Source organism: Slackia equolifaciens, from assembly GCF_003725995.1.
Taxonomy (GTDB): domain Bacteria; phylum Actinomycetota; class Coriobacteriia; order Coriobacteriales; family Eggerthellaceae; genus Slackia; species Slackia equolifaciens.
The window spans coordinates 345,309-366,852 of the sequence record NZ_QIBX01000001.1; the positions used below are offsets into that span (position 1 = coordinate 345,309).

The 21,544-nt window shown below is 58.5% G+C and carries 18 protein-coding genes; 6 read left to right on the forward strand and 12 right to left on the reverse strand.

The window, feature by feature from the left end:
• Positions 1 to 484 precede the first annotated feature (484 nt).
• The 4 genes from DMP06_RS01395 to DMP06_RS01410 form a co-directional block, all read right to left on the reverse strand.
• The gene (locus DMP06_RS01395; protein ID WP_148042473.1) at positions 485 to 1,069 is read right to left on the reverse strand and encodes a hypothetical protein; all 585 of its coding nucleotides are present in this window, start codon (positions 1,067 to 1,069) and stop codon (positions 485 to 487) included.
• A gap of 29 nt (positions 1,070 to 1,098) precedes the next feature.
• Positions 1,099 to 1,689 (reverse strand): dephospho-CoA kinase, encoded by a 591-nt coding sequence (coaE, locus tag DMP06_RS01400; protein WP_123207952.1) that lies wholly within the window; start codon positions 1,687 to 1,689, stop codon positions 1,099 to 1,101.
• Positions 1,690 to 1,700: 11 nt separating this feature from the next.
• A complete protein-coding gene (mnmA, locus tag DMP06_RS01405) occupies positions 1,701 to 2,963 on the reverse strand; it encodes a tRNA 2-thiouridine(34) synthase MnmA (RefSeq protein WP_123207953.1) in 1,263 nt (420 codons plus the stop codon).
• A 139-nt stretch (positions 2,964 to 3,102) separates the two neighbouring features.
• Positions 3,103 to 5,094 carry an FAD-dependent oxidoreductase gene (locus DMP06_RS01410; protein ID WP_123207954.1) on the reverse strand — a complete coding sequence of 664 codons (1,992 nt, stop codon included), beginning with the start codon at positions 5,092 to 5,094 and terminating at the stop codon, positions 3,103 to 3,105.
• A gap of 479 nt (positions 5,095 to 5,573) precedes the next feature.
• On the opposite strand from DMP06_RS01410, the gene DMP06_RS01415 reads away from it, so the two are divergent.
• Entirely contained in the window at positions 5,574 to 6,260 is a 687-nt protein-coding gene (locus DMP06_RS01415; RefSeq protein WP_245962313.1) for a TetR/AcrR family transcriptional regulator, read from the forward strand.
• Positions 6,261 to 6,779: 519 nt separating this feature from the next.
• Here the strand turns inward: DMP06_RS01415 and rpsA are convergent.
• Complete coding sequence (rpsA, locus tag DMP06_RS01420) at positions 6,780 to 7,976, reverse strand: 30S ribosomal protein S1 (protein WP_123207956.1); 1,197 nt, start codon at positions 7,974 to 7,976, stop codon at positions 6,780 to 6,782.
• Between the two features lie 612 nt (positions 7,977 to 8,588).
• Positions 8,589 to 9,194 carry a 2-thiouracil desulfurase family protein gene (locus tag DMP06_RS01425; protein ID WP_245962314.1) on the reverse strand — a complete coding sequence of 202 codons (606 nt, stop codon included), beginning with the start codon at positions 9,192 to 9,194 and terminating at the stop codon, positions 8,589 to 8,591.
• A 225-nt stretch (positions 9,195 to 9,419) separates the two neighbouring features.
• On the opposite strand from DMP06_RS01425, the gene DMP06_RS01430 reads away from it, so the two are divergent.
• Complete coding sequence (locus tag DMP06_RS01430) at positions 9,420 to 10,184, forward strand: mechanosensitive ion channel family protein (RefSeq protein WP_123207957.1); 765 nt, start codon at positions 9,420 to 9,422, stop codon at positions 10,182 to 10,184.
• Positions 10,185 to 10,204: 20 nt separating this feature from the next.
• Here DMP06_RS01430 and DMP06_RS01435 read toward each other — a convergent pair whose 3' ends face one another.
• Complete coding sequence (locus DMP06_RS01435; protein ID WP_123207958.1) at positions 10,205 to 10,645, reverse strand: Fur family transcriptional regulator; 441 nt, start codon at positions 10,643 to 10,645, stop codon at positions 10,205 to 10,207.
• Between the two features lie 352 nt (positions 10,646 to 10,997).
• On the opposite strand from DMP06_RS01435, the gene DMP06_RS01440 reads away from it, so the two are divergent.
• From DMP06_RS01440 to DMP06_RS01450, 3 genes are all read left to right on the forward strand, one after another.
• A complete protein-coding gene (locus tag DMP06_RS01440) occupies positions 10,998 to 12,083 on the forward strand; it encodes a protein kinase family protein (RefSeq protein ID WP_123207959.1) in 1,086 nt (361 codons plus the stop codon).
• Between the two features lie 21 nt (positions 12,084 to 12,104).
• The gene (locus tag DMP06_RS01445; RefSeq protein WP_123207960.1) at positions 12,105 to 12,395 is read left to right on the forward strand and encodes a hypothetical protein; all 291 of its coding nucleotides are present in this window, start codon (positions 12,105 to 12,107) and stop codon (positions 12,393 to 12,395) included.
• Between the two features lie 195 nt (positions 12,396 to 12,590).
• Entirely contained in the window at positions 12,591 to 13,142 is a 552-nt protein-coding gene (locus tag DMP06_RS01450) for a GNAT family N-acetyltransferase (RefSeq protein WP_123207961.1), read from the forward strand.
• A gap of 241 nt (positions 13,143 to 13,383) precedes the next feature.
• On the opposite strand, the gene DMP06_RS01455 is transcribed toward DMP06_RS01450, so the two are convergent.
• On the reverse strand, positions 13,384 to 15,630 hold the full coding sequence (locus DMP06_RS01455; RefSeq protein ID WP_123207962.1) for a DNA gyrase subunit A: 2,247 nt from the start codon (positions 15,628 to 15,630) through the stop codon (positions 13,384 to 13,386).
• A 93-nt stretch (positions 15,631 to 15,723) separates the two neighbouring features.
• The gene (locus DMP06_RS01460) at positions 15,724 to 17,718 is read right to left on the reverse strand and encodes a DNA gyrase/topoisomerase IV subunit B (protein WP_123207963.1); all 1,995 of its coding nucleotides are present in this window, start codon (positions 17,716 to 17,718) and stop codon (positions 15,724 to 15,726) included.
• Between the two features lie 268 nt (positions 17,719 to 17,986).
• Between DMP06_RS01460 and DMP06_RS01465 the strand changes: the two genes are divergently transcribed.
• Positions 17,987 to 18,307 carry a hypothetical protein gene (locus DMP06_RS01465; RefSeq protein WP_123207964.1) on the forward strand — a complete coding sequence of 107 codons (321 nt, stop codon included), beginning with the start codon at positions 17,987 to 17,989 and terminating at the stop codon, positions 18,305 to 18,307.
• 184 nt (positions 18,308 to 18,491) lie between these two features.
• Here DMP06_RS01465 and DMP06_RS01470 read toward each other — a convergent pair whose 3' ends face one another.
• The 3 genes from DMP06_RS01470 to DMP06_RS01480 form a co-directional block, all read right to left on the reverse strand.
• Positions 18,492 to 20,069: a DUF1385 domain-containing protein gene (locus DMP06_RS01470; RefSeq protein ID WP_245962315.1), complete on the reverse strand. Its 1,578-nt coding sequence runs from the start codon at positions 20,067 to 20,069 to the stop codon at positions 18,492 to 18,494.
• The gene (gene thyX, locus DMP06_RS01475; protein WP_123207965.1) at positions 20,069 to 20,749 is read right to left on the reverse strand and encodes an FAD-dependent thymidylate synthase; all 681 of its coding nucleotides are present in this window, start codon (positions 20,747 to 20,749) and stop codon (positions 20,069 to 20,071) included. The genes DMP06_RS01470 and thyX overlap by 1 nt, the downstream gene beginning before the upstream one ends.
• Positions 20,750 to 20,929: 180 nt before the next feature.
• A complete protein-coding gene (locus DMP06_RS01480) occupies positions 20,930 to 21,361 on the reverse strand; it encodes a metal-dependent transcriptional regulator (RefSeq protein WP_123207966.1) in 432 nt (143 codons plus the stop codon).
• Positions 21,362 to 21,544 lie beyond the last annotated feature (183 nt).

The following is a 21,544-nucleotide window of genomic DNA, read 5'->3' on the forward strand; positions in this document are numbered from 1 at the left end:
CGTGCATTTCATGCGTCTGCTGCATGCGTTCACACTCCTCAATCGATGCGCGCTCGAGGCGCGCTGGGCGCATGCGCGACCCATATTGCTGCGTCGAACGTTCCGCAAAAGCGGCAGCGCAATGGCACGGGAGGCGTCATGCGAGACGAATGGGGCCTTTTTGTCTCGCGAAACCGTTCGCACGAGCAAACCAGCCGTTCGCCGATGATTTCAAAGCAGAATAGCACAATCAACAGGTGGCTGAGATGACGCGAGGGCGCTGCACGCCGTCTCCATGCCGCATGCGTCATGGACGCGTATGTGATGCCGTATGCGTCATGCAGCGCATACGATGCCGCACGTCACTTCCTGACGAATCTTCTAACGAGCCCCCTAACAAAGGACGCCATTTTACGGTAAAAGCGTGATTTGAAAAGCGTTTCACTGTACAAATAACGACCCTTCTCGGCGGCGTGGGCTATTGGCCAGATTCGGCGGCGCCTGTCTAGATGGCATCGTCCTCGGCATCGCCGCTTTCGGCTGGATCCGCCTGCGTATCGCCCGCCGGCCGCCCTTTTGCGCGCTGCGTCGCGTAGCCACCGGCATAGAAGCCCTTTGCCCAGATGTCAAACTCATATTCATCGTAAGTGCGGTATGCCTCTTTGATGCGGGCCTCCTGCGCATGAGTAAGCGTCGGGTCCTCGATGTCGCCCTCGGCTATGGCGCGCAGGTGATCGGTCTGTCCGGACGACCTCTCATAGGCCTCCATCGCCTCTTCCTCGGCGCCGAATCCTAGGATTTCCTTGCACATGGCGGGATAATCCGCATAGCCCTTGAGCAGCGCCTTTCGCTCGAGCATGCCCATGCATTCCTCGAACTGCGCCGCCTGCGCCGTCCGTACGCGGCACTCGGCCAGCACGTACGGCGTACCGGGGTAGAAGTATTCCCCGTTGGCATATTTCGGATGCACATCGTAGGTCTCGAAGATGGCATCCGCGAGGTACTCCTCCACATCGACATACATGTAACGCACCCAACCGGGACGCCACGAGTCGATACGAATATAGTTGGCTGTTCCGTATTCAGCCATGCATCCTCCGATTTCGTCCACCCAAAGCGCTATCGCGTAAGCGCCTGCCAAACTTCCTGCACCTGGGCCTGCGCTTCCTCCAGCGAGCCGTCGTTGCGAATCACGTAGTCGGCCACAGCTTCGCGCTGCTCGTCGGTGAGCTGAATGGCCAAGCGAGCGCGCACGTCTTCCTCGGTCTGCTCGCCGCGCGCTACCGCACGGGCCACGCGCACATCCTCGGCTGCGCTCACCGCAACAATAGCATCCGCCCACGGAAGCGTCTTGTGCGAGATTTCTCCCGACGTGACCTCCACCAGCACCAAGGGGTGAATCTGCGCGAGCTCTTTGATGCGACGGCGACACTCCTTCATGATGGCGGGATGCGTTATGCCGTTGAGCCATTCGGTGTGTTCGGGCGTGTCGAAGGCCGCCTTCGCAAGGCGCGGACGCACCACCTCGCCCTTCTCGTCAAAGATTCCCGTGCCGAACGTGCGCGCCAAATCGAACTTGACCTCAGGCGTAGTGAGCACATAGTGCCCGATGGCATCCAGACTGATGACGCCCGCGCCCATCTGCGCGAACATACCCGACACGGTGGACTTGCCCGATCCGATGCCGCCTATCAAAGCAGCCGTTGTCATGCGTTTCCTCCTCATGCCTCTTCCGCCAGGCGAACCGACTCGATGACGCCCGCGCCCAGCACGGCATCGCCATCGTAAAGCACGGCGAACTGCCCGGGGGCCGTGGGCGTTTGCGGCTGGTCGAGCAGGACGGTCGCCGCAGGAATGGACCCCTCGACACCAACCGGCTTGAACTGCATGCCGCGGCTGTTCACAAACGCGAGTCCCATATCGCCCTCCATGTCGGCGGGCACCAGACGGCACGGCACCGCATGCTGGCGATAGCGAAGCTTAACCGAGCACGCAAGCGGCCCGCGCTCAGCAAAGCGGGCAGCGAGCTCTTCTGGCGAAGCAGCCTGCCAGTTCATGCGCGCAAGCCGCACGCAATCGATGCGCGCCTCATGCGCGAACCCCACAATCAAGCGGTTTTGGACGGCGTCCTTGCCTACCACGTAATACGGTTCAGGTGCGCCACCGATGCCGAGCCCTTTTCGCTGGCCGATGGTATAGCGGAACAGCCCGTCGTGGCGGCCGACCACGATTCCATCGCGCGTCACGATGTCGCCCGAGGCGGCGCTTACGCCTCGATGCTCGAGAAATGCCAGATGGTTGCCGTCGGGAATGAAACAGATGTCCTGACTGTCCGACTTTGACGCCACGGGAAGCCCCAGCTCATGCGCCATACTACGAACCTCGGGCTTGCCGCCTTCGATATCGCCCAGCGGCAGCACGAGTCTCGCGAGCTGTTCTTGCGAGAGCAGGGAGAGCATATAGGACTGATCCTTGGAGAGGTCGGCCGCGCGGGCAACGGCAAAGCGGTCACGTCGGCGCGTCACGCGTGCGTAATGGCCAGTAGCGACAAAGAAATCAGGGGCGCTATCCGCAGCATCCGCGATGCCGGCATTCGCACCGTCATCAGCATCAGCCATCGCCTGTTCGGCCGCGGCAAAAAGCGCCGGAATCTTTACGCGGGCGTTGCACCCCACGCACGGACTGGGCGTCATACCGCATGCGTAGCCGTCCACGAAATCCCGGACAACGCGCTCTTCGAACAGGGCGCGCGCATCGTATACCACATGGCGAATGCCCAAACGCTCCGCCACGGCACGCGCATCTTCGACCGCCTGCTGCACCGATTCGTCATCGGAGAACAGGCACGTTACACCTAGCACCTCGTAACCCGCCCGCTGCAGCAACGCGGCGGCGACAGACGAATCCACCCCGCCGCTCATGCCCAAAACGACGCGCCGCTTTCCCGAAACAAATGCTTGTGTATGCGTGTAATCTTGATTCATAGGGGCATTCTAGCGCAAGGAGAGCCCCGTCACCCAATCCACACCCCGAAACGCAAAGAACCGCCCCGAAGGGCGGTTCTCGGTCGATACAAAGCGCGACACATAGAGGGAGGGGCATCGCGCTTGAGTCGATGTCGATTTACTGCTGGGCTTTCCAGGTCATGCCGTCGGCCACCGTGGGCTCGCCAGCACCGTAGTCATGGCAGTTGTCGCAGGCATCGGGAATGCCGCCCAGCTGCTCAGGCGTGTACTGGGTGCTGCCGCCATGGACCGGATTGTACGGGTTCCAATCGCCCATGCTCTCGTAGGAAGCCATCTCTTCCTCGCTCACCGCAGCGCCCTCGGCATACACGGCGAGCGGAGCGGCATTGCCGTCGAGCTTGGGGCCAACACCGAGCGTACCGTTGACGGCGCTCTCGGCAGCCACGTAGCCAAAAGTAATAGCGCGACCGATAGAGGTACCAGGAATGTGGCGCGGATAGTTGCCCGCAAAGAAGCTGCCGGACGCATTGCCGCATGCGAACAGACCCTTGATGGGGTTGTCGTTCACATCGAGCACGCTGCAGTTGCCGTCGATGCACAGACCGCCCACCGTAGCGAGGATGTTGCTGTTGGTGGTAAAGGCGTAGAAGGTCTTGCCGGTGATGGGCATGGCGGAATTCAGGTCGCGAGCGAAATCCTCGTCCTTCTTGGCGTCGAAGAAACCGTTATAGCGCTCGACCTCGGCGACCAAACCCTCGGGATCGATGCCCGCGGCCTCGGCCAGCTCCTCGAGCGTGGAGCCCTCGAACAGCCAGCTCTTGGCTTCGTAGCCCTCGATATCCATGCCGGTGGCCATGGTCTCGTCGAAAATGTACCAGCAGTTCTTGCCGTAGGCAGGCTGCGCGTTCTGGGCATTGGATACCACCTGGAAAGGAGCGTCCTCGCGCACGAAACGCTTGCCGCGACCGTTCACCAGGATGCCCAGGCTCACAGCGCCCCATGTGTCGGCGGCGCAGAACGAATCGGGAGTGCCCCAGCGGAAGTTCATGACCGGCTGCGGAATGGGATCCATCTGCGCGCCGATCTTGAGGCCCATCATATGACCGTCACCCGTGGTGCCCCAGCCCGGGTTCCACCAGCTGGAGTTGGCGTAGTCCTCGGGACGAGTCCATGCCTGCATCATCTCAGGGTTGCAGTCATAGCCGCCGGTGGCCATGATGACGCCCTTGGCAGCGTTGACCTTGAAGTATCCGTCGGCATCCTTGGCGATGACGCCGGTCACGGCACCGGAGTCGTCAGTGGTCAGCTGCACGGCGGGCGTGGAGAAGCGCATGTCGATGGTGTCGTATGCGGTCTTGGCCACGTCCTGCATCTCCAGGCACACATAGATGCCGGAAAGGCCGGAGCGAACGCCTGCGTCCTCGGGCAGACAGGGCGAGTCATAGAAGCCCAGCTCGCTGTCGATGAGGTCGGTCATCGCAGGGAAACCACAGGTGGACGGTGCCTGCTCAACCTTGGTAATAACGAAGCCGTTAGCTCCCTTGTCCAGCATTTCCTGCCAAAAATCAGTAGCCTCGCCGGAACGGTCAACATAGGTGCGTGCGGGCTCAGGGCGCGTGCGGAAGTATGCGGAGCGATAGATTTCGTCCAGAAGCACGGTTTTGTCGATTTTGGTGCCTTCCTGGCACTTGGCCCCAACGGCGCCGAAGCACTCGAAGCAGCCGCGACCCTTGGTCATCTTCTCGAGGATGAGCACATTAGCGCCCATGTCGGCGGCCTTAAGGCCGGCAATCAAACCGCCCACGCCGGCGCCCACGACAACCACGTCGAAGCTCTCTTCACGCTGGATTTCATCGTCGCCGATCTCGCGCGCCTCGAACGCCACGGGGCCGCGCGGGCCAGGGCATTCGGCCTTGCGGCCCGGCATGAGATTCACGCCATCGGCATAGATGTTCTGGTAGTCTGCCGCAGCGGCGGTGGTGCCCTCCGCCGTTCCCTCGGCGGCACCTTCGGCAGCGCCCTCGCTGGTGCCCGCAGGCGAGCAACCGGCAGCAACCGCGCCTACGCCCATGGCGGCAGCGGCGGCAAGAGCGCCCTTCATGAAGTTCCTGCGCGTGAAGGAATACTTGGTTTCGTCAGTTTTCGTCATCCTGACTCATCCCCTCTCTTGTTGCTTTGCGGAGGCAACGCTGAGCGAATTGGTTTTGGCTTGAACGATGCAGGATGATTCGCATCCCAGAATTGAGCGTGAACGTATCGGGGCTCCTAGAGTCGAGTACACCGGACACTTCCACGTCGCCTGCAATGCACCAAGACCGCCATGCGATTCCAACGACATAACACTCGCAAGAACCCCGCGGTCGCACATCATTCGCCGCAACAAATTCGCTATGTTGTTCTCCGCAATCCCTCCTTGTGTACACTGTACACGTTAGGCGAAAGTGTACGCCGTACACACGAATACTTCAAGAGGCTATTTGATTTTTTGCTATGAGCACGAACGACTCCGAGGCCTTTTCTCTTTAACAGCGCGACATTTTTGCGCGTTTGGTCGAAACGAAACCCCTTTGACGCAATTCCTGCTACCATCCTTCAGAACACTAACCGATTCATACGTTTCGAGGAATCATGCACAATTCGCCGACCCCGGCATCTATGATAAACACCCCCACCGAGCCGATAGGCACAGCACAGTCCGACGAACGGCTCACCAAGAACATCATTCGCAAAAAAGCGCTCGAGCTTGCCGACGAGGAGGGAATCGAAAACCTGTCGATTCGCAAGCTGGCAAAAGCACTCAATAAAACGCCCATGGCACTGTACCGTCATTACGGCTCAATTGACGAAATCAAGCAAGCAGTGTTCGCTCTGGCGTTCGAAGAAGTGGACGCCGATCCCATTCTGGGCGAGCGCTGGGACGAAACCCTTCGACGCACCATGACCTCCATTCGGCAGGTCCACCTCAACCACGCCCATGCGCACCTCCACCTCGTGCAGGCGCCTGCATGGAGCCCCGCCCTCATCCGCCATACCGAACGCATCCAAAAGCTACACCATGACCAGGGCATGCCCGAGGATGTTCTTACTCGAGTATGGCGTATCGTCGATGCCTTTCTTACGGGGTTCAACGCAAATGAGGGCATGCAGATTGAGGGGCATTACGATTCGGACCCTGAAAACCGCCCCTCGTGGTTTGAGACGGCTGAAAAGGCCTATTCTGATCAGGCATTTCAGGACGGTATAGACATCATCATCGCCGGGATTCGCAATCTGGCCGCGCCCGATCCCTGCAATTGGCATACGCCCGATAATTAAACGCGAACAGCACGAGCGGCACATGCGACGGGGCGGGGTCGGGCGGCCCTGCTCTTCCGCCCTTTCTATTGATGTTGAAAAACTCACGTTTAGCGCGATTTGGGCGCATTGCTGCTGAAAAACTCGCGTTTAGAACGACCGATTAGGCGCAGAATGGGCGAAATGGAGCGCGGCAAAAGTTGTGACCTGGGGAAACGTGCTCAAGACGTCCGTCGCCCCCCTTTTGGCGCGGCTTGCCGTCCGCGCTAAACGCGACTTTTTCAGCAGGGGAGTCCGGAAATCGCGCTAAACGCGACTTTTTCAGCAGGGAAATCCGGGACAGACCAGACCTGTCCGTCAAGGCTGCAGGAGCTGCCCTCTACCGCAATGAGAAATGGGCGAGCATCAAGTATTCTTCCCCGTACACCGATACGCCGGCACCTGGCGCAGAGCTGTGCGCCGTGCGAACCTTCTATACGCAAAGGAGCCACCCCGGAAGGGTGGCTCCTTTAGATTGCTATATCCGAGGCAGACGCGCTGTTATTCAGCGGCGTTCTCAGCGGCCTTCTCAGCCTTCTTCTTGGGCTGACGGGGCTCGGGAGCCTGGATGGTCTCGTCGACCTCGATCTCGATGCCCAGCTCAGCAGCAGCGGCCTTCATGGACAGGCTAATGCGACGACGCTCGGAGTTGACGTCCATAACCTTGACCTTGACCTCCTGGCCCACCTTCACAACCTGAGCAGGCGTGTCGATGTGCTTGTTGGCCATCTCGGAGATGTGCACCAGGCCCTCGATGGAGTTGCCCAGCTCGACGAAAGCGCCGAACGGAACGATCTTGGTGACCTTGCCGTCCACGATAGAGCCAACGGGATAGCTCTCGACAAGCTTCAGCCAGGGATCAGGCTGGGTCTGCTTCAGGCCCAGGGAGATGCGCTCGCGCTGCAGGTCGACGTCGAGAACCTCGACCTCAACCTCGTCGCCAACCTTGACGACCTCAGAGGGATGGTTGACATGGTTCCAAGAGAGCTCGGAGATGTGAACCAGACCGTCGATGCCGCCCAGGTCAACAAACGCACCGAAGTCCACGATGGAGGAAACGGTGCCCTTGAGACGCATGCCCTTGGCGAGCTTGCTGAGGATCTCGGCGCGCTCGTTCTTGCGGCCCTCCTCCAGCAGCACGCGGCGGGACAGAACGACGTTGTTGCGGTTGCGATCCATCTCGATGACGCGGGCCTCGATCTCGGTGCCCAGGTACATGTCCAGATCCTTGACGCGACGAAGGTCGACCAAAGAAGCAGGCAGGAAGCCACGCAGACCGATGTCCAGAATCAGGCCGCCCTTGACAACCTCGATGACTTCGCCAGTGACGTTCTCGCCGGCCTTGAACTTCTCTTCCACGCGGATCCAGGCGCGCTCGTACTCGGCGCGCTTCTTGGACAGGATCAGACGGCCGTCCTTGTCCTCCTTCTGGAGAACCAGAGCCTCGATCTCGTCGCCAAGAGCAACGATCTCAGAGGGATCGGCATCCTTGCGGATGGAGAGCTCGCGGGAAGGAATGACACCTTCGCTCTTGAACCCGATGTCGAGCAGAACCTCGTCATGCTCGATCTTCACGACAGTGCCCTGAACCAGATCGCCCTCATCGAACTCGGTCAGGGTGCCATCGATCATCTGGTTCATCTGGTCGTCGGAGATGTCCTCGAAGTCGATGACGGACGTGTTCTTGATTTCGGTCAAAACGGACCCCTTTCAAGCACGGGGACCCTTCGTCACATTGGTTACGTTCAATATGTCTCGGGGGCCTACAGTTACCTACCCGCTCGCCTATTCGAGACGGGGCTGTCTGCCTGTTACAGACAAGCCGTTGCATTGTATCACAGGGGGCTTTGAATACCTCTGGCAATTCGGGTGCTACGGCCCCGTTTCACACGGATTTTGCACGGGGTATCCACAAGCCTAGAGACAGCCACAACCATATCGTCGCCTTACCGTCAGCAGAAGGCCGAATAGCGCAATGAGGCAGCGCCAGGGGGTGTTGAAGCTGCGACGATTCGGCCGCGAAACAACGGCAGGAGTTCAATACTCGGCTTATTTGAAGCCCGTTGTCGAATAGAGCGAATATTGAACTTTTGAACGAGCGATGCGAAGGAAACCTTACGACCAGATAACACGCGACCAGGCGCGATGATTATCGAAATGGAATATGAACCGCGCTTACCGAAAAAGTAGCGTTCAATACTCGCTCCATTCGACAATCGACTGCATTTGAAGCGAATATTGAATCCCCAGTTGCATATGGAGCGAATATTGAACTGCAAACGAGCGAAGGCGAGCGGGAACAAGCAGAACCTATTCTCGCACCCGCCCTTGCCTGATGAATGCCAGCAATTCCTCAACGCGGCTCTCGCCAAACACGCGGATGCCGGCATCCGCAAACATGCAGGCAGCTATGCCCGAGCCCTCCACAAGCACGCCCGAAAACGTTCCGTCGTAAATGCGACCAAAGCCACAGGAGGGACTCTTCTCTTTAAGAAGCGCGAAGCGGCATCCTGCCGTCCGTGCATCGGCGAGCGCCGCAAGGGCTCCGGCCTGGAATTGCGCGGTCACGTCTTTGCCCTCGTTGGTGAGCACGCGAAGACACGCATCTTCCAGCGCCTCCCCTTCGTCCGCGGAGCAAAAGTCCTCGTTAGCGAGAGCGCAAGAACTCACTGTGCCCCTAACCCCTTCATCGCCGCTCGCAGGACGCGCATTCACGATCTCCGACGGAGGGCGAGGCGTAGGCAAGCCGCCCTGAACCTCGGGGCATATGGGCACCAGCTCACATGCCTCCCGGAGCCGCGCAATCGCGTCGGCGGGCAGCGCGTTGTGTCCGCCGCGCCAGGTGCATTCCTCACCCAGCAGACATGCGCTCACGGCCACGGCGGGTTTGGCGGAATCTGTCGACATGCGTCCCATACACCCGTCCCTCGTCTTTCCCTGTTCGCAACCTTTCCCTACTCGCAACATAGGTTTTTGCCCTGCCCAAAGTCAATGCTCAAAGCCCCGCCAAATATGATGCCGATGCACATCGCACACGCGAAGATACGCAGCACGAATCAGCGACTCGTGTGGCCGAGCGTGGTATGCTAACCACACCGAATGGCACACTCGCAAGGCGCAGCGCAGCACGAAAGGCTCACTATGAACGAACTCATCCAGCAGGTCATAGCTATAGCATCCAACGAATGGGTGCGCAATATTTTTTGGGCTGTCGTGCTGGCAGTGGCAACCGCCGTTGTGTCGCATTTGGTGAAAAAGGCGCTAAAAGCCCTGCTCAACCGTGACGACGTGCCGCTTCCTTCCTCGAGCATCATCATCAACATCGCCCGCGCCATCATATGGGTCATTGGTGGCAGCATTATTTTGGATTCGTGCTTTGGCATTAACCCCAACGCGGTAATCACCGCCCTGGGCGTTGGAGGCATCGCGGTGTCGCTCGGCTTCCAAGACACGCTTTCGAATTTGATCGGCGGCATACAGATGACGTTCATGAAAATCGTGGAGCCCGGCGACAACATCGAAGTGGGCGGCGACATCGGCGTAGTGCAAGACGTCACGTGGCGCCATACCACCATTCGCACCAAAGCGGGCGAGCTGGTGGTGATTCCCAACTCCGTCATCTCCAAGAACGCCCTGGTGAAGCTGCCGCCCGCCACACAGCTGAAGGTGCCGTTTGCCGTCACCAACAGCAACCGGTCGATGGACGAAATCGCCGAAGCCCTGGCCAGCACGTCGAAGGCGGCGGCCGAAGAGGTGTCGCCCGTCACGCAGGACCCGCAGGTGTTTTTCTCGGAAATCACCGAATACGGCTTCAAGGGCTCCATCATCATGCGCATCGAAGACGCGGACAAAACCGGTTCCGTCACCGATGCCGTGGTGCGCGCGATTGCTCACGAGACGCGGTAGCGGCGATAAACGAAAGACGCCTAACCTTGCTTAGCAGAATTTCCGGCAACCGCCGAGGGATTTGCGGCATCCGCATGCTTTGCGGCGCATGCCTCGCATAGGCCAGTGAACACCACCGAGCACTCCTCCACCTGGAAGCTGCGGGAGCTCAGCCCCTCGAACGCGCTCACGCCCCCGGGTATTTCTATATCGCACACCGCTCCGCATTCTCGGCACACGCCGTGAAAATGGGGGTCTTCGCGATAGTCGTAATGGTCGGCGCCGCCGGGAACCTTTACGCGTTTTATCTCGCCCGACTCGGAGAGCACTGCTAGGTTGCGATATACCGTCGCGCGCGAAATCGACGGATGGTGCTCGCGCACGCATTCATATACCTCGGCTGACGTGGGGTGGTTATGCATGGAACGCACCGCGTCAAGAACGAGGGACCGCTGAATGGTATTTCGCTTATTAGTATTCATTACTAATAAGGATATTTCGCCGCAGCAGACGCGTCAAGATTTTGCAAAATACACCAGGCCGGACCCGTCATTCTCCATAGGCGGTTCACGCTGCGTACATGCTTTTGATGCGGCGGGATGCGAAACCCTCTGGCGCGCCCCGCCGCTCTCCCTTGCAAATATCTTCCCAAATCCGAAGTCTATTCCGAATTTGGGAAGGTTTTCTTGCGTCAATCCGAGCGCCCATGACAACCGCCCCTGCAAAAGACGGATGCAGCAATGGAAAGCACCTGGTCATTTCCCGTTTGAGCGATTTAGACCCTATAATATCTGCAATACCCATCAAGAAACGCAACACGAAGGAGGTGCGAGCATGCTGTACCAGCTGATGAACAAGGACATTGTTGTTGCAACGTACAAGGAAAAGAGAGACATTGATGAATACTATTACGAAGAAATCGAGCAACTCGATGGCTACCTTCCGCATGGCTTCATCGATATCAACAGCTGGATTGACGGACGCCAAATAGCAAAGCATCGCATTTCCATCGAGAGACTTATGCGCGAGCTGGGACTTACCACCCGTCATGACTTCATAGGCATGGCTCGCTGCCTTTCGCTCACCGACACCTTTTGGATGAAGCGTGCAGACGAGGATCTGGCCTGGGAAGACGTGTCGCTGTATCGCAACCCGTTTGATGACGTGATTGCCCGCATCGCCTTCGACGGCACCGGCATGTACGGTCGCGCCGCCTCCCCCACCTCCCCCGAATTTGCCACTTCCGGCTCGTTTGCCAAATGCTGGATCAGGGAGAACAACCAGATTTCATTGCTCAAGCGCGGTTCTACGGGATACGCAAATGCAGGATTCGAACCCTATTCGGAGGTTCTTGCTGCCGATTTGCTCGAAGCCGCCCATATAAACCATGTGCCGTACAGTATCGTGCGGTTCCACGGTAAGCTGGCAAGCAAATGCCCCCTGTTCACCTCGGAAAACGTGGGTTTTGTCTCCGCGCACCGATTCTTCGACAAGCCCTTCGGAGTGCGCGACATGCTCGATTTTTGCCGCAAACATGGCTCCGAAGAGCGCTTCCGTGAAATGGTGGTCATGGATGCCGTGATGGCCAACGTGGACAGGCATGCTGGCAACTACGGCTTTCTTGTGAACAACGTTACCGGCGACGTGCTTGGTATGGCTCCGCTGTTCGACCACAACATGGCATGCCTGCCTATGATGATGGCGCAGGACGATTTCGATTCCTACGTGAGCATGATCGGGCCCAAGATAGGTACCGACTTCGTGGCAATCGCCCGCGAGCTCATCACGCCTTCCATACGCGAGAAGCTTGTGGCGCTCAAGGATTTCGAATACAAGAACCCCGGCCCGGGATACCCAGCATGGAAACTTGCAGTAGCAAACCACCTGAAAGACCGCATGATAGACGCGATTCTGGTGTAGGAAAACTTCTCAAATCCGGAATTGACTCCCGGATTTGAGAAGTTTTTGCCGCGAACAAACGACAAGAAGGAAATCGACCTACTGCTTGAGCAAAATGGTGCGCTTTTTCCTATCGAGGTGAAGAAAAGCTCGCTTCCTAAGCCGCACGATGCGAAAAACTTCAATGCGCTTTCGCCAGTCAATCGCTCCGACGTGCCCGCCGAATTAGCATCCCTCAAGCGCGAAATAGGCTGCGGAAGCGTGGTATGCCTGGCGTCGGATGCGTTTCCCTTAACGGAAAACATCTGGTCGTTCCCCGTTTGGGCGATCTAGAATGCGTCTGTCGCCCAAGCGGGCGAACGCCTTGCCGCACTCGCGTCCGCAAGCCATCCTCCCCTCCCTGCTTGCATCGCGTGCAATATATGTATCTCCTTATTCCGTGACCATCCCTAACGCTATACTGTGCTAAAGCGTTTTGCTTGGCGGGCGGGTTTTGCTTGCCGGGCGCCCCGAAAGCAAGGAGGTCATATGGCCGTAACGTTCCACCCCGTAACCACGCCCGAGGAAGTTGAGGATTTGGCTCGTCTGGCCGGGCAAATCTGGCGCGAATACTGGCCCGCGCTCATCGGCGAGGCGCAGACGGAGTACATGATTGAAAACTTTCAATCGCTTAAAGCCATCAAGCGCGACATGGCGGAGCATGACTACCGCTACTGGTTTGTGGTGGACGACGAGCTGACCGCCGAAGGTGCCGATGAGGCGTGCGCACCGTGGTTCTCGCGCGGCATTGCGGGATACACCGGTGGGCATACCGAGCCCGAGACGAACCGCTTTTTCATCTCCAAGATTTACCTGCTCGCAGGCGCGCGCGGACACGGTTACTGCTCCCGCACCATCGAGCACTACGACTCGCTGTGTCGCAATGAGGGCCTGCGTGCGATGTATTTGACCGTGAACAAGCACAACGATCTGGGCACCCGCGCCTACTTTGCCAAAGGATTCGAGGTGATCGATTCCGTGGAGACCGACATTGGCGAGGGGTTTGTTATGGATGACTACATTATGGAGAGACCTGCGTAGCTTCCAAAGGGGGAGGGGGAAGGGAAAGAGTTCCCTTCCCCCTCCCCCTTTGAATCCCCCTCCTCCTTCTCTTCGCACCAGTTCGCGAGCGAAACCGGACATTTGAACCCTTTGGCCCACAAGGCGCACATCGCTTCGCTTGCGCGCGAATCGCAGCAAAGCTAGGCCCCGAAACACTACCATATGTTTCGGGGCCACCTCATTCTTCATTCGATGGCTTAGCAGAACAACTTCTCGACCGTTATCCCTCAAGGTCGAATAGGCTTTTCATGTCGGTTTCCTTCATGGGCGCGCCCGATGAGGGCAGCTTTTCCGCGCGGAATTTCTCGGCCTGCGCTTCTCCTCCGATAAACTCCTCGGCTTTGCCCACCATGGTCACCGTGCGATCGCCCTTGATGGTAAACGCCTGCACGCCCTGCGTGTTTGTGGTGGTCTTCGTTCTCAACAGCGCTGTGTTGAAGTTGACCAGACGATGGTCGCTCGACACAAGGGCCACGTCACGTTCCTCTTTGAGCACGGTGGCGAACAAAAGCTTGCTGCCGCCGTAAATCGCGTTTTTCAGTTTCTTGCGATTGGTCTTCGTGGCATACCCCGACAACGCAACGCGCGCGACGCGGCCGTTCTCGAACACGAACAGCACATCGGCGGCGTAATCCTCCGGGTCGATGACCCATGTCACGCTCTCGTCGGGCGCCATATCCAAGTCGGTAGCCAAGAACGACCCCAGCTGGGCCGACTTGGTGTCCTCGAACGAAGCCACCTTGCACTTGTACACCTGGCACTGGTTGGTGAACACAAGCAGCTCGTGCGTGTTCGAAGAGGCGAACTCGATAAACGGCTCATCCCCGTCTTTGTACTTCAGCGAGGTGGCAGCGCGCAGCACGCGGTCGGTCAGCTTCTTCAGGTAGCCTTCGCGCGACACCATGATGGTCACGGGGTATTCCTCCACCTCGGGTTCGAGATTCACCTCGACAACCTCACTCGGAGAAACCAGGCCGGTCTTGCGCGGCGTGACATATTTCTTGTTCACAGCGGCAAGCTCGTCGCGAATGACCTTCTTGATCTTCTTTTCGCTGCTCAGCGTGTCTTTGAGCTCGGCGATGTCGGCCTCGAGCTTGGCGATATCCTTCGTGCGGTTGAGGATGTATTCCTCGTTGATATTGCGCAGCTTGATTTCGGCCACGAACTCGGCCTGCACCTCGTCGATGTCAAAGCCCTTCATGAGGTTGGGCACAACATCCACCTCGAGCTTGGTGTTGCGGATGATTGCGATCGCCTTGTCAATATCGAGCAGAATAGCCTCGAGGCCGTGCAGCAGATGCAGCCTATCGGTCTTTTTCGTCAAATCAAAGTTGATGCGGCGGCGCGTGGAATCAACGCGCCAGTTGACCCACTCGTGCAGAATCTGACGCACGCCCATCACGCGCGGGTAGCCGTCCACGAGCACGTTGAAGTTGCACGAGAACGAATCCTGCAGCGTGGTGGTGCGGAACAACTTCGCCATGAGCTGCTCGGGGTCTACCCCTCGCTTAATGTCGATAGCGATGCGCAGGCCGGAAAGGTCGGTCTCGTCGCGGATGTCGGCGATTTCAGGCAGCTTTTTCTCTTTGGAAAGCTTCACGATGCGCTCGATGATGATGTCGGTCTTCGTGGTGTAGGGAATCTCGTACACCTCGATGATGCGCTCGTCGGGCAAATAGCGCCAGCGCGAACGAATCTGGAAGCTGCCGGTGCCCGTTTCGTAGATGCGATCCATCTCCTCGCGTCGGTAGATGATCTCGCCGCCCGTGGAAAAATCGGGAGCAGGCATGTATTCATGTAGATCGCATTCGGGGTCGTCGATGAAATGCATCGTGGCCTCGCATACCTCATTGAGGTTGAAGCCGCAGATATCCGACGCCATCGCCACACCGATGCCTTTGTTCGCCGACACCAGAATGTTGGGGAACGTGGTGGGCAGAAGGCGCGGCTCCTTCATGGTGCCGTCGTAGCTGTCCATGAAATCAACCGGGTCTTTGTCGATATCTTTGAAAATCTCGGCGCAGATCGGTGAGAGCTTGGCCTCGGTGTAACGCGACGCTGCATAGCTTAGGTCGCCGGAATAATATTTGCCGAAGTTGCCCTTCGATTCCACGAACGGCATGAGCAGGGCCTCGTTGCCCGTAGCAAGGCGCACCATAGTCTCATAGATGGCGGAGTCGCCGTGCGGATTCAGCTTCATCGTCTGGCCGACGATGTTCGCGCTTTTCTGCCGCGCACCGTTGAGTAGGCCCATCTTGTACATGGTGTAGAGCAGTTTGCGGTGCGACGGCTTGAACCCGTCAATCTCGGGGAACGCGCGCGAAACGTTCGTGCTCATCGCGTACGGCATGTAGTTAGACTCGAGCGTTTCGGTGATGGGCTGCTCCACCACCTCGGAATGCAGGCCGATCACGTTCGGGTTGTCTACATGCTTCTTCTTCGGTTCGGTTTTCTTCTTTTTTGCCACGATTCGTCCTTGGTGCGTTTGGCGGGTTTACACGATGAACCGCACAGCGGATTCTGGTATGCGCGGGGCGCGTTGCCGCAGCACGAGCGCGTTCTACTGCAGGTCAAGCTGGTCGAGGTACTCCTTGCCATGCTCGGCGATATGGCGCTTGCGGCCTTCGTCGTCGTTGCCGAGCAGCAGATTGAACATCGACTCCATCTTGGCAACCTCCTCGGGGTTGACCTTGATCAGCCGTCGCGTTTCGGGGTTCATGGTGGTGAGCCACATCATATCGGGATCGTTTTCACCAAGACCCTTCGAGCGATTGATTGAGCACTTCTGCCCATCGATCTCCTTCAGGATGTTGTTCTTCTCGAGCTCGGTGTAGGCGAAATACGTCTTCTCCTTGCAGTTGATCTCGTACAGCGGCGATTCTGCGATATAGACGTAGCCCTCGTTGATGAGCGTGGGCACAAGCCGGTAGAGCATCGTCAGAATAAGCGTGCGAATATGGTAGCCGTCCACGTCGGCGTCGGTGCAGATGATGACTTTGCTCCAGTTCAGACTGTCCAGATCGAATGTGCCGAGGTTTTTCATGCGGCGGTCATTGACCTCCACGCCGCAGCCGAGCACACGCAGCAGATCCATGATGATGTCCGACTTGAAGATGCGCGCGTAATCCTCCTTCAGGCAGTTGAGGATCTTGCCGCGCACCGGCATCACGCCCTGGAACTCGGCGTCGCGCGACGTGCGAATGGCGCCCGCCGCCGAGTCGCCCTCCACGATGTAGACTTCGCGGCGGGTTTTGTCCTTCGAGCGGCAGTCGATGAACTTCTGCACGCGATTGGCCATGTCGGTCTTCTGCTGCAGATTGGTTTTGATGCTCTGGCGCGTCTTCTCGGCGTTTTCGCGCGAACGCTTGTTGATGAGCACCTGCTCCATGATCTTATCGGCAGCCGCCTTGTTTTCGATGAGGTACGTGCCGAGCTGCTCCTTGAAAAACGCCGTCATCGCCTGTTGGATGAAGCGGTTGTTGATGGCTTTCTTCGTTTGGTTCTCGTACGAGGTCTGCGTGGAGAAGCAGTTGGTCACAAGCACCAGGCAGTCTTGCACGTCTTGCCATTTGATGGCGCTCTCGTTTTTGTTGTACTTGCCCTGCGCTTTGATGTATGCGTCGATAGCGCTGGTCAGAGCGCTGCGCGCTGCCTTTTCGGGCGAGCCGCCGTTTTCCAGCCACGACGAATTGTGGTAGTACTCCTGCATTTGGAAGGTGCGCGAGAAGCACAGGCACGCCGTAATCTTCACGTTGTAATCGGGCAGATCTTCGCGGTCGCGGCCACGGCGGTCGGCCTGGATGAAGAAGGGCTCGGTCAGATAATTGGCGCCCACCTTTTCCAGAACGTAATCCTCGATACCCTTGGGATAGCAGAATTCCTCTTCGGTGAAACCGTCGGGGCCCTCGAGGCGCAGGCGGAACGTGACGTTGGCGTTGACCACCGCCTGGCGGCGCATGGTTTCGCGATACCATTCATGCGGAATGTCAATCGAGGTGAAAACCTCCAGGTCGGGGCGCCATTTGATAGTGGTACCCGTACGGGTTTCATCGGTGGGCTCCACCTGAAGGGCCTTCTTTTTGGCGCCGACAACCTTGCCTTTTTTGAAATGCAGCTGATATTTGTTGCCGTCGCGCCAAACGGTGACATCCATGTACTCGGAGGCATACTGCGTGGCGCAGGAACCCAACCCGTTGGTGCCCAGCGAGAAATCGTAATCGCCGCCTGCGTTGTTGTTGTATTTGCCGCCTGCATACAGCTCGCAAAACACGAGCTCCCAGTTGAAGCGCTTTTCGGTGGGGTTCCAGTCGAGCGGACAGCCGCGGCCGTTGTCCTCCACCTGGATTGATCCGTCGGCGAACGCGGTGAGCGTAATAAGATTACCGAAGCCCTGACGCGCCTCGTCCACCGAGTTCGACAGGATCTCGAATACGGCGTGCGCGCAGCCATCCAAGCCATCAGACCCAAAGATGACGGCGGGGCGCAGGCGTACTCGTTCCTCGTCTTTCAGCTGACGAATGCTGTCGTTGCCGTAATTGGCCGTGGTTTTTGCCATGCTCGCTCTTTCGATAATCGCGTTTCGTTTGGAAATCAGCGCCCTCTTGGGCGGCGCAACCCGCGCGCGGACGTCACCAGCATGCGCCGTGCGACAGCGCCGTGACAGAAGACCACGTGGACGGGTAGTGTGTTCAAGCTTGAAACTTTACCACAACACCAGGTCGACCAAAACAACACCACCACAAAAACATCGGACATGCGTTCGTAATTCGCGCGAAACGCTGCCGGACATTCGCCAATCCAAGCGCCTAGCGGTTTTGTACGGGATGACGCTTGACGAGCTCATCGATTTCGACTTGGACGTAAGCCAGGTCGAGGAAGCGATCGAGAGGTCGAGCGAAGAGCTCGAGGAGAAGATTGATTGGACAAACGCCTGGTCAAAGCGCTACCCAATTCTAGCCACGTACCAAAACGAAGTTAACGTGCCCTTGTACGCTCTCCGCATTCGAGAAATGCTTGACGGGCTCAAAGCGACGCACGGGTACAGCGAGCTTGACGCCATGCTCGCCTTGAAAGACATTCTTTACGGCGTTTGGAAGCAGTCCAAGGAGAAGGAAACGAGCGCGAAAGCGGGGCGCGCAAACTGAGCCCGAAATGCAGGAGAGGCGCCCAGAGTAGGTCTGAAACGCAAGCCCGAAGCACAAAGCGGGTCCGAAATGCAAACCTGAGGTACAGAGCAGGTCCGAAATGCAAGCCCGAGGTACAAAGTAGGCATAACATGCAGTGCGACTGCGAATTAGGCCCGCTTTTGCCGCCTCTCGCTCTCTTGCCTTACGCGCCCGCTTTGGCGGCCTCTCGCTCTTCTCGCTCAAGCACCTTCTGCATGGCTTCAATCGCGCATTCGATCTGACCGTCGTCGGGTTCGCGCGTGGTGAGCTTCTGCATCTGCATACCGGGCCAAAGAATAACTTTGACCAACGGATTTTCGGGGTGGCTACCCGCCCACTTCACCGTGATCTCGTAGCTTATGCCGGCAATCACGGGCATAAGCACAATACGCACCACGATGACGAGCGCCAGTTTGATGGGCCCGTCAGGAACGCCCCATGCGGCAATAAGCGCGTTGAGCGGCGTGATGGTGTACACGAAGATGGCGATGATCATCACCATGATCAAAAACGCCGTTCCGCAACGCACGTGCAGGCGGGGGAAGCTTCGGGCGTTTTCTGGCGTGAGGGGAAGGCCGTGCTCGTAGCAATGGATGGTTTTATGCTCGGCCCCGTGGTAGCCGAACATGCGCTTGATATCCTGCATGCGCCCGATAAGCCAGATGTAGAACACGAAGATAGCCACGCGCACGATACCGTCGACGATGTTCCACGCGAGCGTGTGCGCATCGTACTCGCCCACCAGAAGGTTGGCGATAAATGCCGGCGCCACGATGAACAGAACTACGCCGAGTACCATGCCGAGCGCCATGGAGATAGCCATCTCCTTTTTGCCGAACTCGACGGTTTCCTCTTCGTCTTCGGCGATACCCGCAGATTCCACGCCCTTTGCCGACGCCTCAACGGCTGCGTCGGGCTGCTTGGCATCTGCGGCGTCTTGCGCCGGATTGGAACCCGTCGGCGCAGACCCCGTAACGGACGCCTCAAACGGCTGAGCGCACACGTCACCGCACGCTTGCGCCGCCTCGCCCGCCGCCGCAGGGCTTGCCGGTTCGCACACCACCTCGAGAGAACGCTGAGCGCCCAGCGCGTCAATCATCTCATCGGGATTGCCAAAATCGTCTTTCCAGGAAAACGCACGCTTTTCAGGCGTAGAAAGGACCCCCGGCTTGACCGCGTCGTCCCTCGACTCCTCCGCCAAAGAACCGGCGAGGGGCTCTGCGGCGCCCGAGACCGACGGAGTTTCGCGAGCGTGACGCACTTCGCTAGGCGAGCTCGCAGAATCGCGGCGAGGCTGAACGCCAGAGGAGGCCGCAGCGGTGCAAGCGCCTTCGGCGCCTCCATCGGCCGGCGAGTCGTCAGAAGATACTTCCGCGTACGCATGCAGAGCCGCGATCTCGAGCGCCTTGTACCCCAGTACGAGGCTTTCCACAAACGCACGACAGCCGCGCACGATGGGCCAATACAGCCAGCCGTTCTTCTTTTTACCGCTGGCAAGATCGTGCTCCTCGACATAGATCTTTCCGCTGGGCTCGCGCACGGCGGCGGCCCAGTTGAACTTGCCGCGCATCATCACGCCCTCGATGAGCGCCTGACCGCCCACATGAGTCTTCAGCGCACCGTCTTCAGCGAACGCACGCTTAAGATCGCTCTGGCGCTTTTGCGCGGGCTCCGCCTGAGCGCACGACGCCTTCTCGGGCACGTTTCGATTTTGCTCGGAATCCATCGCGACAAGCTGCACTAGTCACGCACCACTTTCGGATACGGGTTTCCGCACGTCATCTTGCCCTCGGTGCACGCGCCGCGCACGCACGACGGACCTGCGTCCATAAACACGAACGGCGCAGTGGGGCGCACCAGCTCGAGCATGTTCCACGCCAGCTCGCGAATCTCCCATTGCGCACGGTTGCAGCAGCGCAGCTCGAAGAAATGCAGAAGCTCGCGCACGTTCATCGTGATGACGATTTTGCTTTCAGCGGCGTTAGGCAGCAGATAGCGCGCATCCTCGGCCGGGACGCCGGCTTCGAGCAGCTTCTGGTAAGCCTCGACGGCAGACTGGATGGCCTGATCGAACAGAGCGCTCGCCTCTTCGCTCTGCGCGATGCTCTGGGGCTTTACCACGTCCACGCCGTTCTTGAATTTCACATAGCGCTGCGACTGCTGATTGAAGCTCGCCAGACGATGGCGCACCAGCTGATGGGTCAGCGCGCGCGAAACGCCGTCCACGGCAAACGTGTAGCTCGCATGCTCAAGCGTGGAAAAATGGCCGCTTTTCATGATGGTGGACAGCACGCTTTTCACGCGATCCTCGGGCATGGTTTCCATCAGCTCGGATGCGCCGACGGGCGCATAGCACAGGCGCGCCGCCGTGGCGATGGCGCGCTCGGGGTTAGGCGTGTGGTACAGAAGCTCTACATGCATGGGTTCCCCCTTTGGTTCGTTTTGGATGGCGCCATCATACCCGACGCCGTCGAGCTTCTGGGCATATTCCAAACTCAAACCAGAAAGAGGCAAAACGCACGCGGCGGCGATTAGCTGGCTGCCGGAACCCTTGGATTCGCTGACCGTCGGAGTCCTTGAAGGCACCCAAGGAGCAAGAAGCTATTTCTCGCTGGTGATGCCCATGCCGGCGAGATACGTCTCCCACTTTTTGAATGAATCGGCGCTTATGCCATGCTCCAGCTGGCAAGCCTCGTAATTGGCGGTTTCCGGATCGATGCCCACCGCTTCGGTGAGAAAACGATACAGCAGCTTGTGCTTATGCCAGATGGCGGAGCCGTACTCGAAGCCCTTATCGGTGAGGGTGATATCGCCGTAGTACGGCTGTTCGGCATAGCCGCGCTCTTTGAGCGTGGACACCGCCTTGGACACCGAAGCCTTGGATACGTCCAGCTTGGTCGCCACGTCCACCGCGCGCACGGGATTATTCACGCCTCCGGAAAGATCGACGATCGCCTCAAGGTAATCCTCGAGCGAATGGCTCAGGGGCTCATTGCGAGATTCGAGCATCGTTGCGGTGTGGATATCGTTCATGGAGACGTCCCCTTTCGTTTGGCACTGCTCGTGCTCACGCCATTCGTTCAAGCCATTATAGGCATCTCGCGCGGACGCAACAACAAACATGCCCCGTCGCGCTAGAAAAGCATGGCCACCCTCATCGAAGCCCACATACCCCGGAAACATGCCCGCCTCACCAGAAAAGCATCCGAGGTAGAC

Bases quoted from the DNA above. Each gene is read 5' to 3' on its own strand.
- DMP06_RS01395 (WP_148042473.1), bottom strand. From the start codon at position 1,069: ATGGCTGAATACGGAACAGCCAACTATATTCGTATCGACTCGTGGCGT.
- coaE (WP_123207952.1), bottom strand. From the start codon at position 1,689: ATGACAACGGCTGCTTTGATAGGCGGCATCGGATCGGGCAAGTCCACC.
- mnmA (WP_123207953.1), bottom strand. From the start codon at position 2,963: ATGAATCAAGATTACACGCATACACAAGCATTTGTTTCGGGAAAGCGG.
- DMP06_RS01410 (WP_123207954.1), bottom strand. From the start codon at position 5,094: ATGACGAAAACTGACGAAACCAAGTATTCCTTCACGCGCAGGAACTTC.
- DMP06_RS01415 (WP_245962313.1), top strand. From the start codon at position 5,574: ATGCACAATTCGCCGACCCCGGCATCTATGATAAACACCCCCACCGAG.
- DMP06_RS01425 (WP_245962314.1), bottom strand. From the start codon at position 9,194: ATGGGACGCATGTCGACAGATTCCGCCAAACCCGCCGTGGCCGTGAGC.
- DMP06_RS01430 (WP_123207957.1), top strand. From the start codon at position 9,420: ATGAACGAACTCATCCAGCAGGTCATAGCTATAGCATCCAACGAATGG.
- DMP06_RS01435 (WP_123207958.1), bottom strand. From the start codon at position 10,645: ATGAATACTAATAAGCGAAATACCATTCAGCGGTCCCTCGTTCTTGAC.
- DMP06_RS01440 (WP_123207959.1), top strand. From the start codon at position 10,998: ATGCTGTACCAGCTGATGAACAAGGACATTGTTGTTGCAACGTACAAG.
- DMP06_RS01450 (WP_123207961.1), top strand. From the start codon at position 12,591: ATGGCCGTAACGTTCCACCCCGTAACCACGCCCGAGGAAGTTGAGGAT.
- DMP06_RS01460 (WP_123207963.1), bottom strand. From the start codon at position 17,718: ATGGCAAAAACCACGGCCAATTACGGCAACGACAGCATTCGTCAGCTG.
- DMP06_RS01465 (WP_123207964.1), top strand. From the start codon at position 17,987: ATGACGCTTGACGAGCTCATCGATTTCGACTTGGACGTAAGCCAGGTC.
- thyX (WP_123207965.1), bottom strand. From the start codon at position 20,749: ATGCATGTAGAGCTTCTGTACCACACGCCTAACCCCGAGCGCGCCATC.
- DMP06_RS01480 (WP_123207966.1), bottom strand. From the start codon at position 21,361: ATGAACGATATCCACACCGCAACGATGCTCGAATCTCGCAATGAGCCC.